20 protein-coding genes are annotated in these 21,493 nt (G+C 72.9%); 15 read left to right on the top strand and 5 right to left on the bottom strand.

The genetic code is table 11. The annotated features are described in order from the left end of the window. Positions 1-83: 83 nt before the first annotated feature. Positions 84-2,672 carry an alpha-glucan family phosphorylase gene (gene glgP / locus ABEA42_RS11365; protein ID WP_345503385.1) on the top strand — a complete coding sequence of 863 codons (2,589 nt, stop codon included), beginning with the start codon at positions 84-86 and terminating at the stop codon, positions 2,670-2,672. Between the two features lie 98 nt (positions 2,673-2,770). Here the strand turns inward: glgP and glgX are convergent, their stop codons facing one another. Continuing rightward, positions 2,771-4,927: a glycogen debranching protein GlgX gene (gene glgX, locus ABEA42_RS11360; protein WP_345503384.1), complete on the bottom strand. Its 2,157-nt coding sequence runs from the start codon at positions 4,925-4,927 to the stop codon at positions 2,771-2,773. A gap of 34 nt (positions 4,928-4,961) precedes the next feature. Here glgX and ABEA42_RS11355 point away from each other — a divergent pair, with 34 nt between their 5' ends. The 7 genes from ABEA42_RS11355 (at position 4,962) to ABEA42_RS11325 (ending at position 10,476) form a co-directional block, all read left to right on the top strand. Continuing rightward, positions 4,962-5,450 carry a hypothetical protein gene (locus ABEA42_RS11355; RefSeq protein WP_345503382.1) on the top strand — a complete coding sequence of 163 codons (489 nt, stop codon included), beginning with the start codon at positions 4,962-4,964 and terminating at the stop codon, positions 5,448-5,450. Beyond that, entirely contained in the window at positions 5,447-6,226 is a 780-nt protein-coding gene (locus ABEA42_RS11350) for an enoyl-CoA hydratase/isomerase family protein (RefSeq protein ID WP_345503380.1), read from the top strand. The genes ABEA42_RS11355 and ABEA42_RS11350 overlap by 4 nt, the downstream gene beginning before the upstream one ends. A 3-nt stretch (positions 6,227-6,229) precedes the next feature. Further along, positions 6,230-7,183 carry a methyltransferase domain-containing protein gene (locus ABEA42_RS11345; protein ID WP_345503379.1) on the top strand — a complete coding sequence of 318 codons (954 nt, stop codon included), beginning with the start codon at positions 6,230-6,232 and terminating at the stop codon, positions 7,181-7,183. Between the two features lies 1 nt (position 7,184). Continuing rightward, positions 7,185-7,841, top strand: a complete 657-nt coding sequence (locus ABEA42_RS11340) for a DapH/DapD/GlmU-related protein (RefSeq protein ID WP_345503378.1) — start codon at positions 7,185-7,187, stop codon at positions 7,839-7,841. Between the two features lie 110 nt (positions 7,842-7,951). Beyond that, positions 7,952-8,491, top strand: coding sequence for a DUF2231 domain-containing protein (locus tag ABEA42_RS11335; protein ID WP_345503376.1), 540 nt, complete (start codon positions 7,952-7,954; stop codon positions 8,489-8,491). A gap of 96 nt (positions 8,492-8,587) precedes the next feature. After that, positions 8,588-9,262 carry a response regulator transcription factor gene (locus ABEA42_RS11330; protein ID WP_345503374.1) on the top strand — a complete coding sequence of 225 codons (675 nt, stop codon included), beginning with the start codon at positions 8,588-8,590 and terminating at the stop codon, positions 9,260-9,262. Then, on the top strand, positions 9,259-10,476 hold the full coding sequence (locus tag ABEA42_RS11325) for a sensor histidine kinase (protein WP_345503373.1): 1,218 nt from the start codon (positions 9,259-9,261) through the stop codon (positions 10,474-10,476). The genes ABEA42_RS11330 and ABEA42_RS11325 overlap by 4 nt, the downstream gene beginning before the upstream one ends. On the opposite strand, the gene ABEA42_RS11320 is transcribed toward ABEA42_RS11325, so the two are convergent. Together ABEA42_RS11320 and ABEA42_RS11315 are read right to left on the bottom strand one after the other, a co-directional pair. Continuing rightward, positions 10,463-11,989: a 1,4-alpha-glucan branching protein domain-containing protein gene (locus ABEA42_RS11320; protein WP_345503372.1), complete on the bottom strand. Its 1,527-nt coding sequence runs from the start codon at positions 11,987-11,989 to the stop codon at positions 10,463-10,465. The genes ABEA42_RS11325 and ABEA42_RS11320 overlap by 14 nt on opposite strands. Before the next feature lie 16 nt (positions 11,990-12,005). Further along, on the bottom strand, positions 12,006-12,617 hold the full coding sequence (locus ABEA42_RS11315) for a hypothetical protein (RefSeq protein ID WP_345503370.1): 612 nt from the start codon (positions 12,615-12,617) through the stop codon (positions 12,006-12,008). 25 nt (positions 12,618-12,642) lie between these two features. Here ABEA42_RS11315 and arfB point away from each other — a divergent pair, with 25 nt between their 5' ends. The 3 genes from arfB (at position 12,643) to ABEA42_RS11300 (ending at position 15,016) form a co-directional block, all read left to right on the top strand. Next, positions 12,643-13,128: an alternative ribosome rescue aminoacyl-tRNA hydrolase ArfB gene (gene arfB / locus ABEA42_RS11310; RefSeq protein WP_345503369.1), complete on the top strand. Its 486-nt coding sequence runs from the start codon at positions 12,643-12,645 to the stop codon at positions 13,126-13,128. Positions 13,129-13,246: 118 nt separating this feature from the next. After that, complete coding sequence (locus tag ABEA42_RS11305) at positions 13,247-14,029, top strand: electron transfer flavoprotein subunit beta/FixA family protein (protein WP_345503367.1); 783 nt, start codon at positions 13,247-13,249, stop codon at positions 14,027-14,029. Between the two features lie 27 nt (positions 14,030-14,056). After that, positions 14,057-15,016: an electron transfer flavoprotein subunit alpha/FixB family protein gene (locus ABEA42_RS11300; protein ID WP_345503366.1), complete on the top strand. Its 960-nt coding sequence runs from the start codon at positions 14,057-14,059 to the stop codon at positions 15,014-15,016. A gap of 88 nt (positions 15,017-15,104) precedes the next feature. On the opposite strand, the gene ABEA42_RS11295 is transcribed toward ABEA42_RS11300, so the two are convergent. Then, positions 15,105-15,950, bottom strand: a complete 846-nt coding sequence (locus ABEA42_RS11295; RefSeq protein ID WP_345503364.1) for a GNAT family N-acetyltransferase — start codon at positions 15,948-15,950, stop codon at positions 15,105-15,107. Between the two features lie 177 nt (positions 15,951-16,127). Then, on the bottom strand, positions 16,128-17,570 hold the full coding sequence (locus tag ABEA42_RS11290; protein WP_345503362.1) for a S8 family peptidase: 1,443 nt from the start codon (positions 17,568-17,570) through the stop codon (positions 16,128-16,130). A gap of 140 nt (positions 17,571-17,710) precedes the next feature. On the opposite strand from ABEA42_RS11290, the gene ABEA42_RS11285 reads away from it, so the two are divergent. From ABEA42_RS11285 to ABEA42_RS11270, 4 genes are all read left to right on the top strand, one after another. Further along, positions 17,711-18,895: a cysteine desulfurase family protein gene (locus ABEA42_RS11285; RefSeq protein ID WP_345503360.1), complete on the top strand. Its 1,185-nt coding sequence runs from the start codon at positions 17,711-17,713 to the stop codon at positions 18,893-18,895. Next, positions 18,895-19,980 (top strand): tRNA 2-thiouridine(34) synthase MnmA, encoded by a 1,086-nt coding sequence (mnmA, locus tag ABEA42_RS11280; protein ID WP_345503359.1) that lies wholly within the window; start codon positions 18,895-18,897, stop codon positions 19,978-19,980. The genes ABEA42_RS11285 and mnmA overlap by 1 nt, the downstream gene beginning before the upstream one ends. A gap of 5 nt (positions 19,981-19,985) precedes the next feature. Continuing rightward, positions 19,986-20,423 (top strand): MmcQ/YjbR family DNA-binding protein, encoded by a 438-nt coding sequence (locus tag ABEA42_RS11275; RefSeq protein WP_345503358.1) that lies wholly within the window; start codon positions 19,986-19,988, stop codon positions 20,421-20,423. Between the two features lie 82 nt (positions 20,424-20,505). Beyond that, positions 20,506-21,492, top strand: coding sequence for a uroporphyrinogen decarboxylase/cobalamine-independent methonine synthase family protein (locus tag ABEA42_RS11270; RefSeq protein ID WP_345503357.1), 987 nt, complete (start codon positions 20,506-20,508; stop codon positions 21,490-21,492). Position 21,493: the final 1 nt, after the last annotated feature.

The raw sequence follows: 21,493 nt of genomic DNA, 5'->3' as shown, positions 1-21,493 counted from the left end.
GCCGTGAAGGCCCCGTGAAAGTTTCTGAAAGTTCTGCAAGAAGTCGACAGGCTTTTCTGCTCGTGGCCCTATGATCACCCCTCGTGAAGGCGATCCGACGCTTCAGCGTCCGTACTGTCCTGCCCGAGCCCATCGCGGCCCTCGGCGACCTCGCGAGCAACCTGCGCTGGTCCTGGCACCCGCCGACCCGCGACCTCTTCGAGCGCATCGACCCCCAGCGCTGGACGAAGGTCCGCAAGGACCCGGTGCGGCTGCTCTCGGCGCTGTCCCCGGCCGAGCTCGCCGCGCTCGCCGCCGACACCGGCTTCGTCGCCGCGGTCGCCGCGGAGAAGGCCGACCTCGACACCTACCTCACCGAGCCGCGCTGGTACCAGGCGTGGGCCCAGGCGCAGGACGAGGACGGCGCCGGCGCCCCCAAGGCGATCGGCTACTTCAGCCCCGAGTTCGGCATCACCGAGGTCCTGCCCCAGTACTCCGGCGGCCTCGGCATCCTCGCCGGCGACCACCTCAAGACCGCGTCGGACCTCGGCGTCCCGATCGTCGGCGTCGGCCTCTTCTACAAGACCGGCTACTTCAAGCAGAGCCTTAACCGCGACGGCTGGCAGCAGGAGACCTACCCCGTCCTCGACCCCGACGGGCTGCCCCTGAGCATGCTGCGCGAGGACGACGGCACGCCGTGCGTCATCACCCTCGCGCTGCCCGGCGGCCGTGAGCTCCACGCGCACGTGTGGAAGGCGCAGGTCGGCCGCGTGCCCCTGCTGCTGCTCGACTCCGACGTCCCCGACAACGACGAGGCCGCCCGCAACATCACCAACCGCCTCTACGGTGGCGGCGGCGAGCAGCGCCTGCAGCAGGAGATGCTCCTCGGCATCGGTGGCGTCCGCGCGCTGCGCCTATGGTCGCGGCTCACCGGCGCCCCGGCGCCGGACGTCTACCACACCAACGAGGGCCACGCCGGGTTCCTCGGGGTCGAGCGGATCCACGAGCTGACCCAGTCGGCCGGCCTCAGCTTCGAGGAGGCCCTCGAGGCCGTCCGGGCCGCGACGGTGTTCACGACCCACACCCCGGTGCCCGCGGGCATCGACCGCTTCGACGGCGAGCTCATCTCGCTGCACTTCGGTGGCGACCAGGCCGTGCCCGGCGTCCCTGTCGACCGGCTCCTCGCGCTCGGCGCCGAGGACTACCCGGGTGGCCAGCCCGGCATGTTCAACATGGCCGTGATGGGGCTGCGCCTCGGTGGCCGCGCCAACGGCGTGTCCAAGCTGCACGGCGTGGTCAGCCGCGAGATGTTCGACGGCCTGTGGCCGGGCTTCGACGACGACGAGGTGCCGATCACCAGCGTCACCAACGGTGTCCACGCCGGCACCTGGGTCGACCGCCGCGTCTACGAGCTCGCGGACAAGTACCTCGGCACGCACGACCTCGAGCGCGACAACGCCTGGGACCGCATCGACGAGGTGCCGCGCGAGGCGATCTGGGCGACCAAGCGCGACATGCGTGAGCAGCTGGTCGTCGAGGCACGCCGCCGCACCCGCTCGTCGTGGAAGAAGCGCGGCGCCAGCCCCGCCGAGCTCGGCTGGGTCGACGACATCCTCGATCCCGACGTGCTCACCATCGGCTTCGCCCGTCGCGTCCCGACCTACAAGCGGCTCACCCTCATGCTGCGCGACCCCGCGCGCCTGAAGCGGCTGCTGCTCGACGAGAAGCGCCCGATCCAGCTCGTCATCGCCGGCAAGTCCCACCCCGCCGACGAGACCGGCAAGCAGCTCATCCAGCAGATGGTGCGCTTCGCGGACGACCCGGAGATCCGTCACCGCATCGTCTTCCTGCCCAACTACGACATCGCCATGGCGCAGTACCTCTACCCGGGCTGCGACGTGTGGCTGAACAACCCGCTGCGCCCGTTCGAGGCCTGTGGCACCTCCGGCATGAAGGCGGCCCTCAACGGTGGCCTCAACCTGTCGATCCTCGACGGGTGGTGGGACGAGTGGTTCGACGGCGGCAACGGCTGGGCCATCCCGACCGCCGACGGCGTCGAGGACGCCGAGCGCCGTGACGACCTCGAGGCGGCCGCGCTCTACGACCTCATCGAGAACTCGGTGGCGCCGCGCTTCTACGACACCGACGAGTCCGGCCTGCCGCAGAACTGGCTGTCGATGATCAGCCACACGCTGCGGACGCTCGGGCCCAAGGTGCTGGCCAGCCGCATGGTCCGCGACTACACCACCCAGCTCTACGGGCCCGCGGCCCGCGCCGGCTGGGCGCTCGACGGCGACACCTACGCCGGGGCCCGCGACCTCGCGGCCTACAAGCACAAGGTCCGCCAGGGCTGGTCGTCCGTCCACGTCGACCACGTGGAGTCCTCGGGTGTCTCGGACTCGCCGCAGATCGGCGAGACCCTGCACGTGCGGGCCTACGTCTCGCTGGGTGACCTGACGCCGGACGAGGTCGAGGTCGAGGTCGTGCACGGCACGGCCCGCGACTCCGACGAGCTGCGTGACGTGCAGTGCGAGCCACTCGCCCTGGTCGAGTCCTACGAGGGCGGCCGGCACCAGTTCGCCGGAGACTTCGCCCTCGCCCGGACGGGGTCGTTCGGCTACACGGTGCGGGTGCTCCCCAAGCACGTCGGCCTCGCGAACACGAGCGAGCTCGGGCTGGTCGCCAACGCCTGACCTCCCACCCCCGGGGCCTGACGCCCCGGTCCCGTACCCAGGTGTGCCGCGTGCCCAGAGGCGCGCGGCACACCTGTGAGGGGAGCGGGGTGGGCCGCTCAGGTGGGGTCGACCGCGCGGTACACCTGCAGGCAGGCGGAGCCGACCTCGACCGGGCCGGGCGGCAGTGGGGGACCGGGCTCGCACGGGCGCTCGTGCGTGGAGTCCCACAGCAGCTCGTACGCCGTGAGCCCCGGCAGCGCGGGCAGGGTCACCGTGCCCGGCTGGGACTCGCCCCGCAGGACGAGGAGCAGCGACCGGTCCTGCAGCCACGCGCCGTTGAGGAACATCAGCAGGGTGCTGGTCGAGGAGTCCTCCCAGCGACCGTTCTCCATGGGCTCCCCGTCGGCGCCGAACCACGACAGGTCGGTCGAGCCGTCCTCGTGGACGGGGCGGCCGGTGAAGAAGGTGTGCTGCCGCAGGACCGTGTGCTCGGCCCGCAGCGTCGAGAGGAACTGCGTCGTGGCCAGCAGGTCCTCCTGCCAGTCGTCGAGCCCCCAGTCGAACCACGAGACCTCGGAGTCCTGGCAGTAGGGGTTGTTGTTGCCGTCCTGGCTGCGGCCGAGCTCGTCGCCGGCGTTGAGCATCGGCACCCCGGTCGCGAGCAGGGTCGTGGCGAGCAGGTTGCGCATCGAGCGCCGGCGGGCCGTGCCCACGTCGACGTGGGTGAGGTCCAGCGGGTCGGTGGGTCCCTCGACACCGTGGTTCCACGAGCGGTTGCCGTCGGTCCCGTCGCGGTTGCCCTCGCCGTTGGGTCCGTTGTGCTTGGCGTTGTAGGCGGTCAGGTCGGCGACGGTGAAGCCGTCGTGCGCGGCCACGAAGTTGACCGAGGCGACCGGGCCGCGGTCACGGGCCCCGAACAGGTCCTGCGACCCGGCGAGGCGGGTGGCGAGCTCTTGCACGCCGTGGCCCTCCTGGCCCGCCGCCCTGGCGCCGAGGTCCTGCAGCCAGAACGTGCGCACCGCGTCTCGGAAGCGGTCGTTCCACTCCGCGAACGGCGGCGGGAACTGGCCGGTGCGCCACCCGTGGATGCCGACGTCCCACGGCTCGGCGACCAGCTTGACCCTGGACAGCACCGGGTCGGTGCGCAGGGCGACGAGGAACGGGTGGTCGGGGTCGAAGTCGTCGTTCTGGCCGCGGCCGAGGGCGACGGCGAGGTCGAAGCGGAAGCCGTCGACGTGGCACTCCTGCACCCAGTAGCGCAGCGAGTCCAGCACCATCTTGCAGACCATGACGTGCCGCAGGTCGAGGGTGTTGCCGCAGCCGGTGACGTCGATGTCCTGGCCGCGTTCGTCCAGCCGGTAGTAGGCGCGGTTGTCCAGGCCGCGCCACGACAGCGACGCCCCTTGGCGGGACTGCTCGGCGGTGTGGTTGTAGACCACGTCGAGGATGACCTCGATGCCCTCGGCGTGCAGCAGGCGCACCATGCCCTTGAACTCGTCGAGGGCCCCCTGCGGGTCGGGCGCCGACGCGTACCGCGCGTGCGGCGCGAAGAAGCCGAGGGTGTTGTAGCCCCAGTGGTTGACCAGCCCGCGCTGGACCACCTCCGGCTCGGAGGTGAACGCGTGCACCGGCAGCAGCTCGACCGCGGTGACCCCCAGCGCCTTGAGGTGGGCGATGACCGCCGGGTGGCACAGGCCGGCATACGTGCCGCGCAGGTGCTCGGGCACCTCGGGGTGGAGCATCGTCAGGTTGCGGACGTGGGTCTCGTAGACGACCGAGTCGGCGAGCGGCGTGTGGGGGTGGCGGTCGTCGCCCCAGTCGAAGTCGTCGCGGACGACCACGCACCGCGGCATCGAACCAGCGCTGTCGAGGGTGCCCCGGACGACGTCGTCGCCGCGCAGCCGCTGGTCGACGGGGTGGGCGTAGACCTCCGGCCCCCACCGCACCTCGCCCTCGATGGCGCGGGCGTAGGGGTCGAGCAGGAGCTTGTGGGGGTTGTAGCGCAGGCCCTCCTGCGGGCGCCACGGGCCGTCCGCGCGCACGGCGTACCGCTGCCCTGCGACCACCCCGGGAAGGAAGCCGAACCACGTGCCGTGGGTGCGCTCGGTGAGCCGGACGCGTCGCTCGGTCGAGCCGTCGGTGTCGCCCGCGTCGAAGAGACAGACCTCCACGGAGTCGGCGTGACCGGCGTACACCGCGAACTCGGCACCACCCTCGACGAGGGTCATGCCGAGGGTGGGAGGAAGGTCACGCGGGCGCGTGGCAGGCGACATGGTCCTCAGCCTAGGCAGTGGTTACGGTTGGGGCATGACCGATCCCACGTCGCTGCCCAACTTCCCGCCGCCCCCGGACGAGCACCCCCTGCGCGGGCGGGTCCTGGACGCGCTCATCGACCAGGGCCTGGCGCCCGACATCGACGGCGACGGCGACGTGGCGTTCACCGTGCAGGACCAGCAGCTGTTCGTGCGGTGCACCGAGGGCGACTTCCAGATCATGCGGCTCTTCGGCCAGTGGGCGATCAGCGACGCGGTGCCCAGCGACCCGCTGACCCGCCTCGCCACCTGCAACGAGATCACCCTCCAGCTCAACATCGTCAAGGCCGGTCTGGCCAATGACACCCTCGTCGTCACCGGTGAGCACATCGTCACGCCCACCAGCGACGTCGCCGCGCTCGTCAACATCACCATCCAGCTGGTGCTCGCGGGTGTGCAGATGTGGCACGAGCGCATCATGGGCGGCGGTGGCGAGTCCGGCCCCGGCGCCGGCCAGCCCGCGCCGGACGGCGACCCGGCATGAGCGACGTCGTCTCGGTCGAGGTCGACGGCGGCATCGCGACCATCCTGCTCGACCGCCCGCCGATGAACGCGCTCAACGCCGAGGTGCAGGAGGCGCTGGCCGCTGCCGCCGTCGAGGTGGGGGAGCGCCGTGACGTCTCCGGTGTCGTGCTCTACGGCGGCGAGAAGGTGTTCGCCGCCGGCGCCGACATCAAGGAGATGCAGCACATGTCCTACACCGACATGGTCGAGCACTCGGGCTCGCTGCAGGCCTTCACCCGCACCCTGTCCCGCATCCCCAAGCCGACCGTGGCCGCGATCACCGGCTACGCCCTCGGCGGCGGGTGCGAGGTCGCCCTGGCCTGCGACTTCCGGGTCGCGGCGAGCAACGCCAAGCTCGGCCAGCCCGAGATCCTGCTCGGGATCATCCCCGGCGCCGGCGGCACCCAGCGCCTGACCCGGCTGGTCGGTCCCGCCAAGGCCAAGGACCTCATCTTCTCGGGACGCTTCGTCTCCGCCGACGAGGCGCTGGCCATCGGCCTCGTCGACGAGGTCGTCGAGGCGACCGACGTCTACGACGCCGCGCGTCGCCGGCTCGCTCCGTACGTGGGTGGCCCCGCCCAGGCGATCCGCGCGGCCAAGGAGGCGATCGACCGCGGTGCCGAGGTGGACCTCGACACCGGCCTCGAGATCGAGCGCATGCTGTTCGCCGGCCTGTTCGCCACCAGGGACCGCGAGACCGGTATGCGGTCGTTCGTCGAGAACGGCCCGGGCAAGGCGAAGTTCGAGGGCGCCTGACCCATGGCACCCACACCCTCGGCTGCCGCCAGCGCGGAGGACGTCGAGCGGGCCTACGCCGACAACAAGCTCGCGCAGGTGCTCTACCACGACTGGGAGGCGGGCACCTACGACGAGAAGTGGTCCATCTCGTTCGACGAGCGCTGCACCGCCTACGCCCGCGACCGGTTCGAGGCGATCACCGGGATGCCGGAGCCGCTGCCCTACGGCACGGCGCTGGAGCTCGGCGCGGGCACCGGGTTCTTCTCCCTCAACCTCCGGCTCGCAGGGGTGCTGGACGAGGTCCACGTGACGGACCTGTCCCCGGGGATGGTCGAGGCGGCGAAGGCCAACGCCGAGCGGTTGGGCTTCGCGGTCGAGGGTCGCGTGGCCGATGCAGAGCGAATTCCCTACGACGACAACACTTTCGACGTCGTCGTGGGGCACGCGGTCATCCACCACATCCCCGACGTGGAGGCGGCGTTCGCGGAGATGCTGCGGGTGCTCAAGCCCGGCGGGCGGTTCGTCGTGGCCGGCGAGCCGACGCGGATCGGCGACTGGTACGCCCGTCGCCTGGGACGCGTCACGTGGCACGCCACCAAGGCCGTCACCGCACTGCCGCCGCTGCGTGAGCGGTGGGCCAGGGCGCAGGAGGAGCTCGACGAGTCGTCCCGCGCCGCCGCCCTCGAGGCCGTCGTCGACCTGCACACGTTCGACCCCGACGAGCTCGCCCGCACGGCGCTGCGCGCGGGTGCGGTGGACGTGCGCACCCGTACGGAGGAGCTCACCGCAGCGTTCCTCGGCTGGCCGGTGCGCACCTTCGAGGCCGCGGTGCGACCGGGTGCCCTCGGCTGGGGCTGGGCGATGTTCGCCTACGGCTCGTGGCGACGGCTCTCCGCCGTCGACCGGGTGCTGGCCAGGGCGGTGCCCGCCAGGTTCTTCTACAACGTCGGGATCACCGGCGTGAAGCCCGGCTGAGGTGGACGCAGCGGCCGACGCCGACATGTCGCCCGGCGAGCACGGCGACCGCGCTCCGCGGGGCCGGCCGCGTCCCCTGTCGTGGGTGCGCTGGGTGGGGTGGGCGCTGTCCCACCGAGCCTTCACGCGGCACCACCTGGCGAGCTACCTGCGGATGGCGAGGGCCAGTGCGCGCTGCCCGTCGCTGCGCTTCGAGGGGCCCTGCTTCATCGGCCCCGACGTGCGCTTCGAGGTGCGCGAGGGCTACGGCCGGCTCGTGGTCGGCGCCTACACCCACTTCGGCGCGCACGCGCGCATCCGGGCCCACGAGGGCACGCTGCGGATCGGCTCGAAGTCGGTCATCGGCATCCGCAACACGGTCAACTGCTGGCTGGACGTGTCCATCGGCGATGCCTGCCTCTTCGGCGACGACGTCTACGTCTGCGACTTCGACCACGTGACCGACCGGCTGGACATCCCCGTCAAGGACCAGGGCATCGTCAAGTCGCCCGTCCACATCGGGGACGACGTGTGGTTGGGCACCAAGGTCGTGGTCACCCGGGGCACGTGGGTCGGTGACCACTCGGTGGTGGCCGCGGCCGCGGTGGCGCGAGGCACCTACGAGGACTTCTCGGTGGTGGCGGGTGTGCCCGGGCGGGTCGTGCGGCGACGCCGCTGAGTACGCAGGCGCTCGACGAGCGCGCCTGCGCCCGGTCTGTCACCGTTTGAGAAACCGTTGAGATAGCTCTGCGAGGCTGTCCGTCCCGGCACCCCACACCAGGAGACCCCATGCCCAGCACGATCCTCGGACTCCCGCTCCACCCGCTCGTCGTCCACGCCGTCGTGGTCCTCGTGCCGCTCGCTGCGCTGCTGCTGGCGGCTTCGGCCGTGTCGCCGCGGTTCCGCCGCTGGGCGCTCTACGCGACGCCGACGGCTGCTGTGGTCGGGCTGGTCCTCGTGCCGATCGCGACGAGCAGCGGGGAGAACCTCGAGCGCAACGTCCAGTCGACGCCGACCCTGCAGGAGCACACGGAGCTCGGTGACACGTTGCTGCCGTTCATGATCGTGCTGACGGTCCTGGCGCTGGCCGTCTTCGTCCTCGAGCGCCGCCGCACCGTGATGGTCTCGGACGGTCCCGGTGCCGCCCGCGCCGGGGCGCGGAGTGACGCGCCCGGGCGCCTGGACTCGCCGGTGCTGGTGCGCGCCGTCGCGGTGCTCGCCCTGGTGGCCTCGCTCGCCACCCTCGTGCAGGTCGTGCGCATCGGCCACAGTGGTGCCAACGCCGTCTGGAAGGGCACGAGCCAGAGCGCCTCGGGCTCGGGGGAGTAGCGAGGACCGGGCGGGCCGGCGGGCAGACCCGTGCCGGACGGCACCGGGGACCGCACCGCGGACCGCGCCACACCCGCCGCTGGCATGCTGGGGGACATGGCCGAACCGGAGCCGATCCCTCTCCTGCTCGTGGAGGACGACCGCGAGCTCTCGCAGCTGCTGGTGCGGCTGTTCTCCGGGGAGGGCTACCTCGTGCACGCGGTCCGCGACCTGCAGGCCGGCCTGCACGCTGCCATGTCACGCACGATCGCGGTCATGGTGGTCGACCGCAGGCTGCCCGACGGTGACGGCGTCGACCTGATCCGGCGCGTCCGGACCAGCGGGGTGGTCACGCCGGCCCTCGTGCTGACGGCCCACGGCTCGGTCGAGGACCGGGTCGAGGGCCTCGACGGTGGCGCCGACGACTACCTGGTCAAGCCCTTCGACAGCTCCGAGCTGCTGGCCCGCGTGCGCTCGCTCCTGCGGCGGCACCTCGAGTCGGCGACCGTCGTGCCCCTCGGCGACGGGGCGGTCGACATCGACGCCCACGAGGTGCGCCTCCCGGACGGCTCGCGGGTCGAGCTGTCACCGGCCGAGACCGCGTTCCTCGCCCAGCTCGCCCGCCGCCCGGCACGCGTCTTCTCCCGCGACGAGCTGCGCGACTCCCTGGCCCCGGGCACCCGGAGCCTGTCCCTCGTCGACACCTACGTCTACTCCATCCGGCGCAAGCTCGGCCATGCAGCGATCCGTACGGTGCGGGGAGTCGGGTACCGCGCCGGTGAGCTGGGGTGAGCGCCTCCGGCGACCGCTTCCGCCGCGCGCGGCGCCTCATCGCGCTGCAGGCGCTCGGTGGGGTGCTGGCCGGCGTCGCCGTCGCGGGCCTGGTCACCGTGGGCGTGGTGCTGGTGGGCCAGAAGCGCGAGGTGGGCAGCCAGCTCTCGGCCCTGGCCGCGGCGCCGACGACCAAGGCGGTCCCCAGCGGCACCTTCGTCGTGCGCGTCGACGGCTCGGGCGCGCGCACCGCCTCGCCGGGCGCCCCACCCTCGCTGCCGACAGCGGACGACCTCGCAGCCGCGCGCTCGTCCGGGCGCGACGTGGTCGAGGAGAGCTACGTCGGCGACCGCGAGTACCAGACCCTCACCCGGGTCGTGGACGGGGCCGTGGTGCAGGCCGGCGTGGACCTGTCGCCGTACGAGTCGGAGCGGCACCGGCTGCTCGTGGGCCTCGCCCTGGCGGCACTCGGGGCCGGCCTCGTCGCTGCCTGGACGGGCGACCGGCTCGGACGACGCACGCTCGCGGTGTGGGACGCCGCGCTGGCCCGGCAGCGGCAGTTCATCGCGGACGCGAGCCACGAGCTGCGGACCCCCTTGTCCCGACTGGCCCTGCGCGCCGACCTCGTGGCGCTCGGCGTGCGGACCGACGCCCCGCGGGCTTCGCTGGCGCACGACCTGGCTCTGCTCCGGCAGGAGGCGTCCACCATGGCCGACATCGTCGAGGACCTCCTGCACGCCGCGCAGGTGGGGGCGTCGGAGGAGGCGGGGGAGCTCGTCGACCTGGCCGCGGTGGTCGGTGCCGTCGGCGAGCTCAACCACCAGCTCGCCGAGCAGCGGGGCATCGCCCTCTCGGTGGACGTCGCCGAGGTGCCGCCGGTCCGTGGCGCCGCGGTGGCGCTGCGCCGCGTCGTCGACGCACTCGTGGACAACGCCCTACGGCACGCGAGGTCCCGTGTCACGGTCCGCCTGCGCCACGACGGGGCGCACGTCGTGCTGGACGTCGCGGACGACGGCCCGGGCATGGACCCCACCGTGGCGCACCGGATCTTCGACCGCTTCGCCCGCCATCCCGGCTCGCCGGGCTTCGGCCTGGGCCTCGCCCTGGTCAGCGAGGTGGTGCACCGGCACGGGGGCTCGGTCGCCGTCGTCCCCGCCGACCGGGGCACGACGTTCGAGGTGCGCCTCGACGCGGTGGAGCTGCCCGACCTGGACGTCGGCGTCACGGCGCCCTGAGGCGGGAGTCCAGCGCGGGGAAGCTGCGGTCGTCCATGGCCTGGCGCGCCGCCTCCGCGCGGGCCTCGTCGGCGCGGCCCTGCTCGACGAGGGCGGCGAGGCGGTGGAAGTCGCGCCGGTGCTCCTGTGCGCGACGTGCGGCGTAGTCCACCGACTGGCCGCGGGAGACGAGGAACGCCCAGTCGCTGGACAGGGCGTTCCACAGGGTGAGCAGCAGCTGGTCGAGGTCGGGACGCCGCGCCCGCAGCCGGCCCTCCGCCCGCTCGCCACGCACGACGTCGAGCCAGCGGCGCTGGAGCCACTCGTTCTCGTGGGCCACCTCCGCCACAAGAGGGCCGTCCCACACCGAGAAGTCCTTGCCGGCGCCCCACGAACCGGCGCCCAGCGCCAGCTCGCCGCCGACGTACCCAGCGTCGAGCGCCTTCTCGAGGGTCGTGACCGTGACCCCCGCCGCGCGCAGCGCGCGCACGGCCCGGCCCAGGAACACCGGTCCCTCGTGCCACCAGTGGCCGAAGAGCTCGGTGTCGTAGGCCGCGACGACCAGGCCCGGGGCCCCGGTCGTGGCGTGGGCGTGCCCCAGGCGGTGCCGGACGGCGTCGACGAAGTGGGCCACGTCGCGGTCGACCTGGGCGTCGGCGAGCTCCGCGTCGTAGGGGGCCTTGGCGCCCTCCGCGCTCGAGGGTCCGGTCACCGCCCAGAGCCGGATCCCCGTGGCCTCGTCACGGGCGTGGAAGTCGCGGTAGGCAGCCGCTGCCGGGTAGCCGGTGCGGGAGGACCACACGAGGTTGGTGACCTCGAGGTCACGGGGGACCGCCACGATGTCGGTGCCGGCCACCCGCCATGCCGCGTGAGGGTGGCCGCCGGCGTCGCGCACGAGCTGCTCGTCGACGACGAAGTGGCCGACCCCGTTGCGGCGCAACGGTTCTGCCAGCTCAGGGCGCCAGCCGCACTCCGGCGACCAGATGCCGCGCGGGCGCTCGCCGAGGCGCCAGATGCTGTCGGCCAGCCCGTTGGCGAGCGCGAGCGAGGCGACCTCGGGCAGCAGCAGCGGGAGGAAGGGGTGCGCGCTGGGACCTCCCAGGAGCTCGACCACGCCGGCATCACGCAGCGAACGCAGCACGGGGGAACCGCCGCCACGCCAGCGCCCGGCGAGCAGGTCCGACGCCTTCGCGGCGAGGGCGTGCTCGCGGGCTGCGGCTGCACGGCGATGGGGGTCGTCGCTGAACCCCATCTCGGTGGCGCGCAGCTGCGCCATACCGGCCCAGGTCGCGACGTCACGCCGCATCCGCGGGTGGTCGAGCTGGGCCGCGAGCACCGGGGTGACACCGAGGGTCAGGACGTCGTGGTGGCCCTCGTCGGCGAGGGCGTCGAGCTCGGCGACGAGGGGCACGTAGGCCTCGACCCACGCCTGGAACAGCCACTCCTCGCCCAGCGGCCACACGCCGTGGCCGGGCAGCCAGGGCAGGTGGGAGTGCAGGACGAGGCAGAAGGCGCCCGGCACCGGAGAGGTCACGAGGCACCAGTCTGCCTCAGCCCAGGAGGGTGAGCCCCTCCCGGAAGAACGCCAGCACGGCGTCGGCGCTGCCCAGCTCGTGGAGGGGGCGGGCCGCGCCGAAGGGGGCGTTCCAGAACTCACCCTCGGCCCGGTCCCAGGGCCCCACGTAGGCGTAGGGCCTGCTGATCGTGCCGTCGCCGGGGGACACGCCGTAGTTGACCCGGTCGAGGGTGACCGCGATGTCGAAGTGCTCGGGCCACAGCACCGGCCGCTCCCGCGGTGCCAGCGCCCGCAGGGCCGTGTCCCCCCACCCGAAGGCCTCGGTGACCTCCGCTGCCGCCGCGTCGTCGACCTCCAGGCGATCGTCGGGGGCCACCCCGGGCCCGTCGTCGTACACGCCCGGGGCCGCTGCGGTGAGGTGCAGCTCGGCCGCCAGCTCGCTGCAGGTGCGACCGTCGAGGGACCACCGGGCCGTCCCGTGGACGAGCTCGTGACCCTCCACGTGCAGGTCGGGCGCGGCCACAGTCGCCCACCCACCCTGTACGGCGCGCAGCTCGATCGAGCCGCTCGCGGCGTACTGCGGGCCGGCGAGCAGGAGCTCGGCCACGCCGTGCAGGGAGCGACGGGTGCGGGCGAAGGTGTCCATGACCCCAGTGTGGTGGAGTGGTGTCGTGACGTCGCCCACGGCCGGTCGGCCCCAGCCCGGGGCAGCACTCGTCGTGGCTCCGGGACCCGGGCTGCCCACCGGGCTGCGCATCGACGCCGGCGAGCTGACCGAGCGGTTCTCCCGGTCCTCGGGCCCCGGTGGCCAGGGCGTCAACACGACCGACAGCAGGGTGGAGCTCGAGTTCGACCCCGCGACGTCCCAGGCGGTAGCGGGCCTGCCCGGTGCGGTGCGCGACCGCCTCCTGGAGCGGCTCGCCCCGCACCTCGTCGGCGGCCGCCTCCTCGTGGTGGCCTCGGAGCACCGGGCCCAACGGCAGAACCGCATCGCGGCGCGCAAGCGGCTCGTCGCGCTCCTGCGCGCGGCCGCCGCCCCCGAACCCCCTCCACGCCGTGCGACCCGCCCCACCCTCGGCTCGCGACGTCGCCGGCTGGAGGCCAAGAAGCGGCGCGGCCAGCTCAAGGCCGGACGACGCGCCACCGGCGACGCCTGAGCCGTCTCGGCACTCGTGGTGAGCGTCACGCGCCACCGACATGCCCATTCCGAGCACGGGCTGTAAGGATGGCACCTGACCTCATCTCAATCCCTACCTGGAAGAGGACGATCAGCGCATGAACATCGTCGTCTGCGTGAAATACGTGCCGGACGCACAGTCCGACCGCACCTTCAACGACTCCGACAACACCACCGACCGCGTGGGTGTCGACGGCCTCCTGTCCGAGCTCGACGAGTACGCCGTCGAGGAAGCCCTCAAGATCGTCGAGGCCGGCGAGGGCGAGGTCACCGTGCTGACGGTCGGCCCCGACCAGGCCGCCGACGCGCTGAAGAAGGCGCTGCAGATGGGCGCGCACCAGGCCGTCCACGTCAACGACCCGGCGATCCACGGCTCCGACTCCGTGGCCACCTCGCTCGTCCTCGCCGAGGCCGTCAAGAAGATCGGCACCCCCGACCTGGTCATGACCGGCATGGCGTCCACCGACGGCACCATGAGCGTGGTCCCGGCGATGCTCGCCGAGCGACTCGGCCTGCCGCAGGTGACGTTCGCCTCCGAGCTGACCGTCGACGGGTCCACCGTGACCATCCGCCGTGACGGCGACGCCGCGTCCGAGACCATCGTCGCCTCGCTGCCCGCGCTCGTCTCCGTGACCGACCAGATCAACGAGCCGCGCTACCCCTCCTTCAAGGGGATCATGGCCGCGAAGAAGAAGCCCGTGCAGACCTGGTCGCTGTCCGACCTCGGTGTCGACCCCTCGCTCGTCGGCCTGGAGGCCGCCTGGACCAAGGTCGAGTCGTTCACCAAGCGCCCCCCGCGCGAGCAGGGCCAGATCGTCACCGACGAGGGTGACGGCGGCACCAGGCTCGCGGAGTTCCTGTCCGCGCAGAAGTTCGTCTGAGCCGGCCAGAGAAGGAAAGGAACACCCATGGCTGAAGTACTCGTCCTGGTCGACCACGCGAACGGCACCGTCCGCAAGACCACCGCTGAGCTCCTGACCATCGCCCGCCGCCTCGGCGAGCCCTCCGCCGTCTTCGTCGGCGAGGGCTTCGACGCCGCCAAGGAGGCGCTCGCGAAGTACGGTGCGGAGAAGGTGTACCGCGTCGAGTCCGCGGACGTCACCGACCACCTGGTCGCCCCGCAGGCCGAGGTGCTAGCGCAGCTCGTGGCCTCCGCCTCGCCCGCCGCGGTGCTCATCCCGAGCAACTCGGCAGGCAAGGAGATCGCCGCGCGCCTCGCCATCAAGACCGAGTCCGGTCTGATCACCGACGCCGTCGACGTGCAGGCAGGGGAGGGCGGTGGCGTGCGGACCACGCAGTCCGTCTTCGCCGGCTCCTACTCGGTCACCTCGACGGTCACCAAGGGCACGCCGATCGTCACCGTGAAGCCCAACTCGGCGGCTCCCGAGGAGCACGCCGGCGCCGCTGCCGACGAGGTCGTCTCGATCGAGGTCTCCGAGGCCGCGAAGGCCGCGAAGATCACCGAGTCCAAGCCCAAGGAGGCCACCGGCCGTCCCGAGCTGACCGAGGCCGCGATCGTGGTCTCCGGTGGCCGTGGCACCGGCGGCGACTTCTCCAAGGTCGAGGAGTTCGCCGACTCCCTCGGTGCCGCAGTCGGCGCCTCCCGCGCCGCGGTCGACGCCGGCTGGTACCCGCACACCTCCCAGGTGGGCCAGACCGGCAAGCAGGTCTCGCCGCAGCTCTACGTCGCGTGCGGCATCTCCGGTGCCATCCAGCACCGGGCGGGCATGCAGACGTCGAAGACCATCGTCGCCGTCAACAAGGACGAGGAGGCGCCGATCTTCGAGCTCGTCGACTTCGGCGTCGTCGGCGACCTGTTCACCGTGCTGCCGCAGGCCACCGAGAAGGTCCAGGCCGCGAAGGGCTGACCGGCTCGCACCACCCGTGCGAAGGGCCCCCGACCACAGCGGTCGGGGGCCCTTCGGCGTACGGCGCGTGGGCGCCGTACGCCTGCGCTCACCCAGGTGCTCGCCACACCCAGTTCCGGCGGGTGTAGAGGTCCCGGAAGCCCGCTCGGCGCATGTTGTGCAGGGAGGGGTTGTGCTGGCCCTCACCCTCGGCCCAGGTCTCGGCCACCATGAGGCGCACTCCCGCCTCCCGGGCCAGCTCGACGCGGCGGTGGAAGAACGTGGACTGGGCGCCGCGGCCCCGCGCCCGCTCCAACGTGGCGGCGCCGCAGAACGAGGCGAGGCCGTCGACGAGGTACAGGTTGGCCCCCGCGACGACCTCCTCGCCGTCCCACGCGGCCAGCGGGTGGAAGGCCGGGTCGTCGAGCACGGCGGCGACCATGTCGGCGAGGGGGCCGACGGGCATCCCGAAGCCCACGCAGTACACCTCGCCCCAGGCCCGGGCTGCCGCGGGTGTGACCGGTCCGATGCGCAGGTCGGTCGTCGCAGCGGGTGCGGGGGAGGCGTCCCGGCCGAGCTTGACCCAGCTGTTCCCCGCGGTGATCCCACGCGTCGCGCAGAGGTCGTCCCAGTCCTCGGGCAGGGCCTGCGGCGCGACCTGGATGCACGCGACGCCGCTCCCGCTGTCGCGGTAGAAGTCGAGGACGGTGTCGAGCACCTGCGCCGTGACCGGCTCGGTGACCCCGAGTCCGAGGGCCTTGTTCCAGTAGCCGCCGGCCGGGTCGTCACGCATGGCCAGCGCGACCCCTCCCGCCACCCGTGTCGTCGAGATGCCGAGCGCCTTCTTGACCTCGCTCGGCGCGCCGGACTCGAGCGCGAACATGAACTCCGCCTCGGCGGTCTCCGCGTCCCCGAACGCCGCAGTGGCCGACGTGGCCGGCGTGCCCTCGTCCATGGTTCCTCCTCGCGCGCGGCGCTCAGCAGGCACTGTAGGTCGGCGACGCGACGGTGGGCTCCGCCGAAGGGACGAGCTACCCGGGCTCTCGAGCCACCGGCACCGGATCCCCGGGCGCACGGACGCCCCGGACCACGCGCGATCCGGGGCGTCCGGCGTACTCCGCCGGGTTGGTGGTCAGCGGAGGGCGTTGGCGGCCGCGACGACGTCGACCAGGCCGTGGCCCTTGTCGAAGCTCGTCGTGCCGTTGGTGCCGTTCTCGTAGGGGGCGCCGTCGGTGTACTTGTACGCCGTCGACTCGATGGCCGCCTCGATCTGCGCCGGCGTCGCCGACGGGTTCGCCTGGAACAGCTGGGCGACGATGCCGGAGATGTGCGGCGTGGCCATCGAGGTGCCGCTGATCGTGTTGTAGTCACCGGCCTCCTTCGGGTCCATGCCGGTGCTGCAGATCGGGAGGTAGATGCGGCAGGAGCTGGTGATGTCCTCGCCCGGCGCGGAGATGTCGGGGTAGGTGGACTGGTCGCCGGCCTTGCCACGGCTCGAGAAGTCGGAGACGGTCCCGTTGCGGGTGCCGGTGTTCTGGTCGAAGTAGGACGCCACCGACAGGATGCCGGGGGTCGGGTCCATGCCGGGCGGGTTGGACAGCGAGGTCGAGCCGTCGCCGCCGTCGTTGCCGTTGGCCCAGACCGTCACCACGCCCTCCTTGACGAGCTGGCGCTGGAGCTTGACGGTCGCCGAGTTCGGGTCGAACGCCCCACCACCGGTGGGGCCGTAGGAGTTGCTCGTGACCTTGATCGGCGGGCACTTCGCCGCGGACACACCTGCGCCACACGGGGCGGTGTGGTTCTCGAGCACCCAGTTGAGGGCGGCGTCGGCGCCGACGATGAACAGCACCGCGCCGGTGCTGATGCTCACCAGGCTCGAGCCGGGGGCCGCGCCGTGCATCTTCGTGCCGTCCGACAGGGTCACGTCGCGACCGGCGACGATGCCGTTGACGTGCATCCCGTGGCCGCCGACCGACAGCAGGTCGGTGTCGAGCGAGCCCGCGTCCACCGGGGCGCACGTGCTCTCGGTGAGCGGCTCGCAGACCATCTTGAGGTTCTTCACCACGGCCGAGGAGCCGTCGGGGTTCTTGAGGAACGGGTGGCTCGGGTCGACGCCGGAGTCGATGACCGCGACGGAGACACCCTTGCCGTCGAGGCTGGTGCCGTCGGCGCCGGTCAGGGTGTTGCGCGCCTCCTCGCCCCGGGTGGCGACGTTGGACGTGGCGAGGGTCATCTGGATCGGCTGGTTGCCCTCGACGTACGTGACGCCGGGCTGGGCGCGCACGGCCTGGACCTGGGCGGGCAGCCCGGTCGCGACGACGACGCCGATCTTGTCGAACGTCGTGACCTTCCGCAGGCCCGCAGCGGAGACGGCCCGCTGTGCGGCGGCGGTGTCCGTCCCGTGCACGAGCACGGTGGTGGGGGTGGCGGCCTTGAGCACGCCGAGCTGTGACGACAGCCACGGTTGGACGGGGGCCAGGGCCTGGCCTGCGGGCAGCAGCCCGGCGGAGGCGGGGGCGGCGAGGGCTACGGTCGCCAGTGCGGCGGCGGCGAGGGCGGCTCTGGATCTCTTCACGGTGCGCATGCAGTTCCCTTCGAGGAGCGACCAGCGTCTGTGGTGGTCGGCCGTACCCGGTCCAACGAGGCTCACCGGGCGGCGTTACGCGCTCGTGGGTAAGGGGCTGGTCAGGAACTCCGGGCGCGTAAACTCGGCTGGTGCCCGCCTACCTCGACCACGCCGCGACCACGCCGCTGCTCCCTTCGGCCGCTGCGGCGATGACCGAGCAGCTGGCCGTCACCGGCAACGCGTCCTCGTTGCACACCAGTGGCCGCCTCGCGCGCAGGGTCGTGGAGGAGTCCCGCGAGCGCATCGCCAGGGCCCTGGGTGCCCGGCCCTCCGAGGTCGTCTTCACCTCAGGTGGCACCGAGTCCGACAACCTCGCCGTCGCCGGGACGTGGACCGCCCGCCGCGACGCGGACCCCGCACGCATCCGCATCGTCGCCAGCGCCATCGAGCACCACGCCGTGCTCGACTGCGTCGACCACCTGGTCAGCCACGAGGGTGCGAAGGTCTCCTGGGTCGAGCCCGACGCCTCCGGCGTGGTCACCGTGGACGCCGTGCGTGCCGCGATCGAGGAGGACCCGGGTTCTGTCGCCCTCGTGACGGTGATGTGGGCCAACAACGAGGTGGGCACCATCCAGCCCGTCGCGGCGCTCGCCGCCCTGGCCCACGAGTACGGCGTGCCCTTCCACAGCGACGCGGTCCAGGCGGCCGGCCACGTGCCGGTGCACTTCGCCGAGACCGGGCTCGACCTCATGACCGTGACCGGGCACAAGGTCGGCGGCCCGCTCGGCGTCGGGGCGCTCGTGGTCCGCCGTGACGCGGTCCTGGTGCCCCAGACCTTCGGCGGTGGCCAGGAGCGGCAGGTACGCAGCGGCACGCTCGACGTGCCGGCCATCCGCGCCCTCGCGGTCGCCATGGAGGAGTCGGTCGGCAGCCTCGACACCGAGACCCCGCGGCTGGTCGCCCTACGCGACCGGCTCATCACCTCCGCGCTGGCGATGGGTTACGACGCCACGGTGACCGGCGCGTGGGAGGCCGGCGACGCCGCACGCCGCCTGCCCGGCAACGCCCACCTCCTCGTCCCGGGCTGCGAGGGCGACTCCCTGCTCTACCTGCTCGATGCCGCGGGCGTGGAGTGCTCGACCGGGTCCGCGTGCCAGGCGGGGGTGCCCCAGCCCTCGCACGTGCTGCTCGCCATGGGCATCCCCGAGAGCTGCGCGCGCGGCGCACTACGGCTCACGCTCGGGCACACCTCCACCGACGCGGACGTCGACGCCTTCCTGGCCGCCCTCCCGGCTGCCGTCGAGCGGGCCCGACGGGCCAGCGGGGTGAGCTGATGCGCGTCGTCGCCGCGATGTCGGGCGGCGTCGACTCGGCCGTGGCCGCCGCGCGGATGCTCGACGCCGGGCACGAGGTCGTCGGGGTCCACCTGGCCCTGTCGCAGAGCGCCGCGACGCTGCGCGAGTCGGCCCGGGGGTGCTGCACGATCGAGGACGCCGGCGACGCGCGCCGGGTCGCCGACATGCTCGGGATCCCCTTCTACGTCTGGGACATGGCCGCGCGGTTCAAGCGCGACGTCATGGAGGACTTCGTCGCGGAGTACTCAGCCGGGCGCACCCCCAACCCGTGCCTGCGGTGCAACGAGAAGATCAAGTTCTCGGCGCTGCTGGACAAGGCGGTCGCCCTGGGGTTCGACGCGGTCGCCACGGGCCACTACGCCCAGGTGGTCGAGCGCCCTGACGGGGTGCGTGAGCTGCACCGGGCCGTGGACGCCGACAAGGACCAGTCCTACGTCCTGGGCGTCCTCGACGCCGACCAGCTGGCCCGCGCGTTCTTCCCGCTCGGCGACACCCGGAAGCCCGAGATCCGTGCGGAGGCAAGGGAACGCGGCTTCTACGTCGCGTCCAAGCCCGACTCCTACGACATCTGCTTCATCGCGGACGGCGACACCCGCGGCTGGCTGGCGCAGCGGCTGGGGGAGCAGCCCGGCGACATCGTCGACGCCGCGAGCGGGGAGGTGGTCGGTTCGCACTCCGGCTCCTACGGCTACACGGTCGGCCAGCGGCGCGGTCTGGGCCTGCCCCGTTCCCGCCAGGACGGCGAGGCGCGCTACGTCGTGGGGGTCGACGCCGCGACCAACACCGTGACCATCGGCACCTCGGACCTGTTGGGGGTCAACGCGATTCGCGGTGACCACGCCCGCTGGTGCGGGACTGCCCCCGAGGGCGTGGTGCAGGTGGGGGCCCAGGTCCGGGCCCACGGCGAGGAGGTGCCCGCGCAGGCGTGGGCGTCCGGTGCCGACGTCGAGGTCCGGTTGTCGTCCAGGCTCCGGGGGGTGGCGCCGGGCCAGTCCGTGGTGCTCTACGACGGCACGCGCGTCGTCGGGTCGGCCACGATCGCGTCGAGCTGGCTGGAGCGCTGAGGGGCATGCCGCCGCAGGACGCCGCACGTGGGGTCCCGGCGGCCCGCGTCGGTGAGGTCCTCCCCGGGCGGGAGATCCGTGAGGGGACGCCGCTGGCCCGGGTCCGGGCCCTGTGCCTGGCGTTCCCGGGGACCCAGGAGCGGGTCTCCCACGGCGAGCCCTGCTGGTGGGCCGGCGGTCGCAAGATGTTCGTCGTCACCTCCCAGCACCACCACGACGACCGGGTGGGGTTCTGGGCGGCGGCGCCCGAGGGTGTCCAGGGGGTGCTGGTGGCGGCCGAGCCGGCGCGGTACTTCCGGCCGCCCTACGTCGGCAGCCGTGGCTGGGTGGGCGTCCACCTCGACATCGAGGACGTCGACTGGGACCGGGTCGAGGGCGTCATCGAGGACGCGTGGCGGCAGGTCGCCCCACGGCGACTGGTCGCCGAATACGACGACGGCTGAGGGGTGGCGGTGCCGCCACGAGGGGGAGAGCGTCCAGCGGCGGTGGTCGGGGGCTGTCGGTGGCCCGGACTAGAGTCGGGCCGTGGCTCGCGCAACCGGTATCGGCTCCCTTCCCGGCACCGACATCCGCGAGGCCCTGCGCGGTGTCCGCGAGATCCTGGCGGTGGACGACCACCTGCCCTACCTGCCGGAGCTGCCCGCCCGCGGACCCGGTGCCGACATGGTCGGCCGGGCTGCGAGCCTGCTCGTCGACCTCCACGTCGACCTCCAGCCCGCGGGCTGGCGCCTTGTCGAGCGGCCGGGCCACGACGCGGGGCGCACGGCCGCGCTGTGGCGTCAGGACCTCGACGAGCTGGCCGAGGCCTTCGACGGGTGGGAGGGCGAGCTCAAGCTGCAGTGCACCGGGCCGTGGACCCTCGCTGCGAGCCTCGAGCTGACCCGTGGGGAGAAGGTCCTGGCCGACCCCGGCGCGGTCCGTGACCTCACCGGTTCGCTGGCCGAGGGCATCCGCGTCCACCTCGACACCGTCCAGCGGCTCGTGCCCGGGGCGCGCCTGGTCCTGCAGGTCGACGAGCCCTCCCTGCCCGCGGTCCTGGCGGGACACCTGCCGACCGCGTCCGGCTACGGCTCCCTGCGGGCGGTCGACCCCCAGCGCGCCATGAACGGGCTGCGCGACGTCCTCGCCGCCGCAAGTGAGCGGGCCACGGTCGTGCACTGCTGCGACCGCGCCGTACCCCTGCCCCTCCTGCGTGCCACCGGGGTCGGCGCGGTGGCGATGGACGTCACCGACCTCACGCCCCAGCGCTGGGAGTCGGTCGCCGCGACCACCGAGCAGGGGGTCGCGCTCTGGGCAGGGTGCCTCGCGACCGACGGCTCCGGCACGAGCAAGGCCGCGGCATCCCTCGTCGAGCGGGGCTGGTCCGACGCCGGGCTGTCCGCGAAGGGGCTCGCCGACCTCGTCGCCACCCCCACGTGCGGACTCGCCGGACTCACACCCCAGGGGGCCTGGAGCGTTCAACGGAAGGCGGTCGAGGTGGCCGCCGAGTGGACCGAACGAGCTGAGGGCTGAA

The organism is Pedococcus ginsenosidimutans (assembly GCF_039544395.1).
Classification (GTDB): domain Bacteria; phylum Actinomycetota; class Actinomycetes; order Actinomycetales; family Dermatophilaceae; genus Pedococcus; species Pedococcus ginsenosidimutans.
Note: the sequence above shows the minus strand (reverse complement) of the source record. Positions and strands in the feature narration are given on the sequence as shown.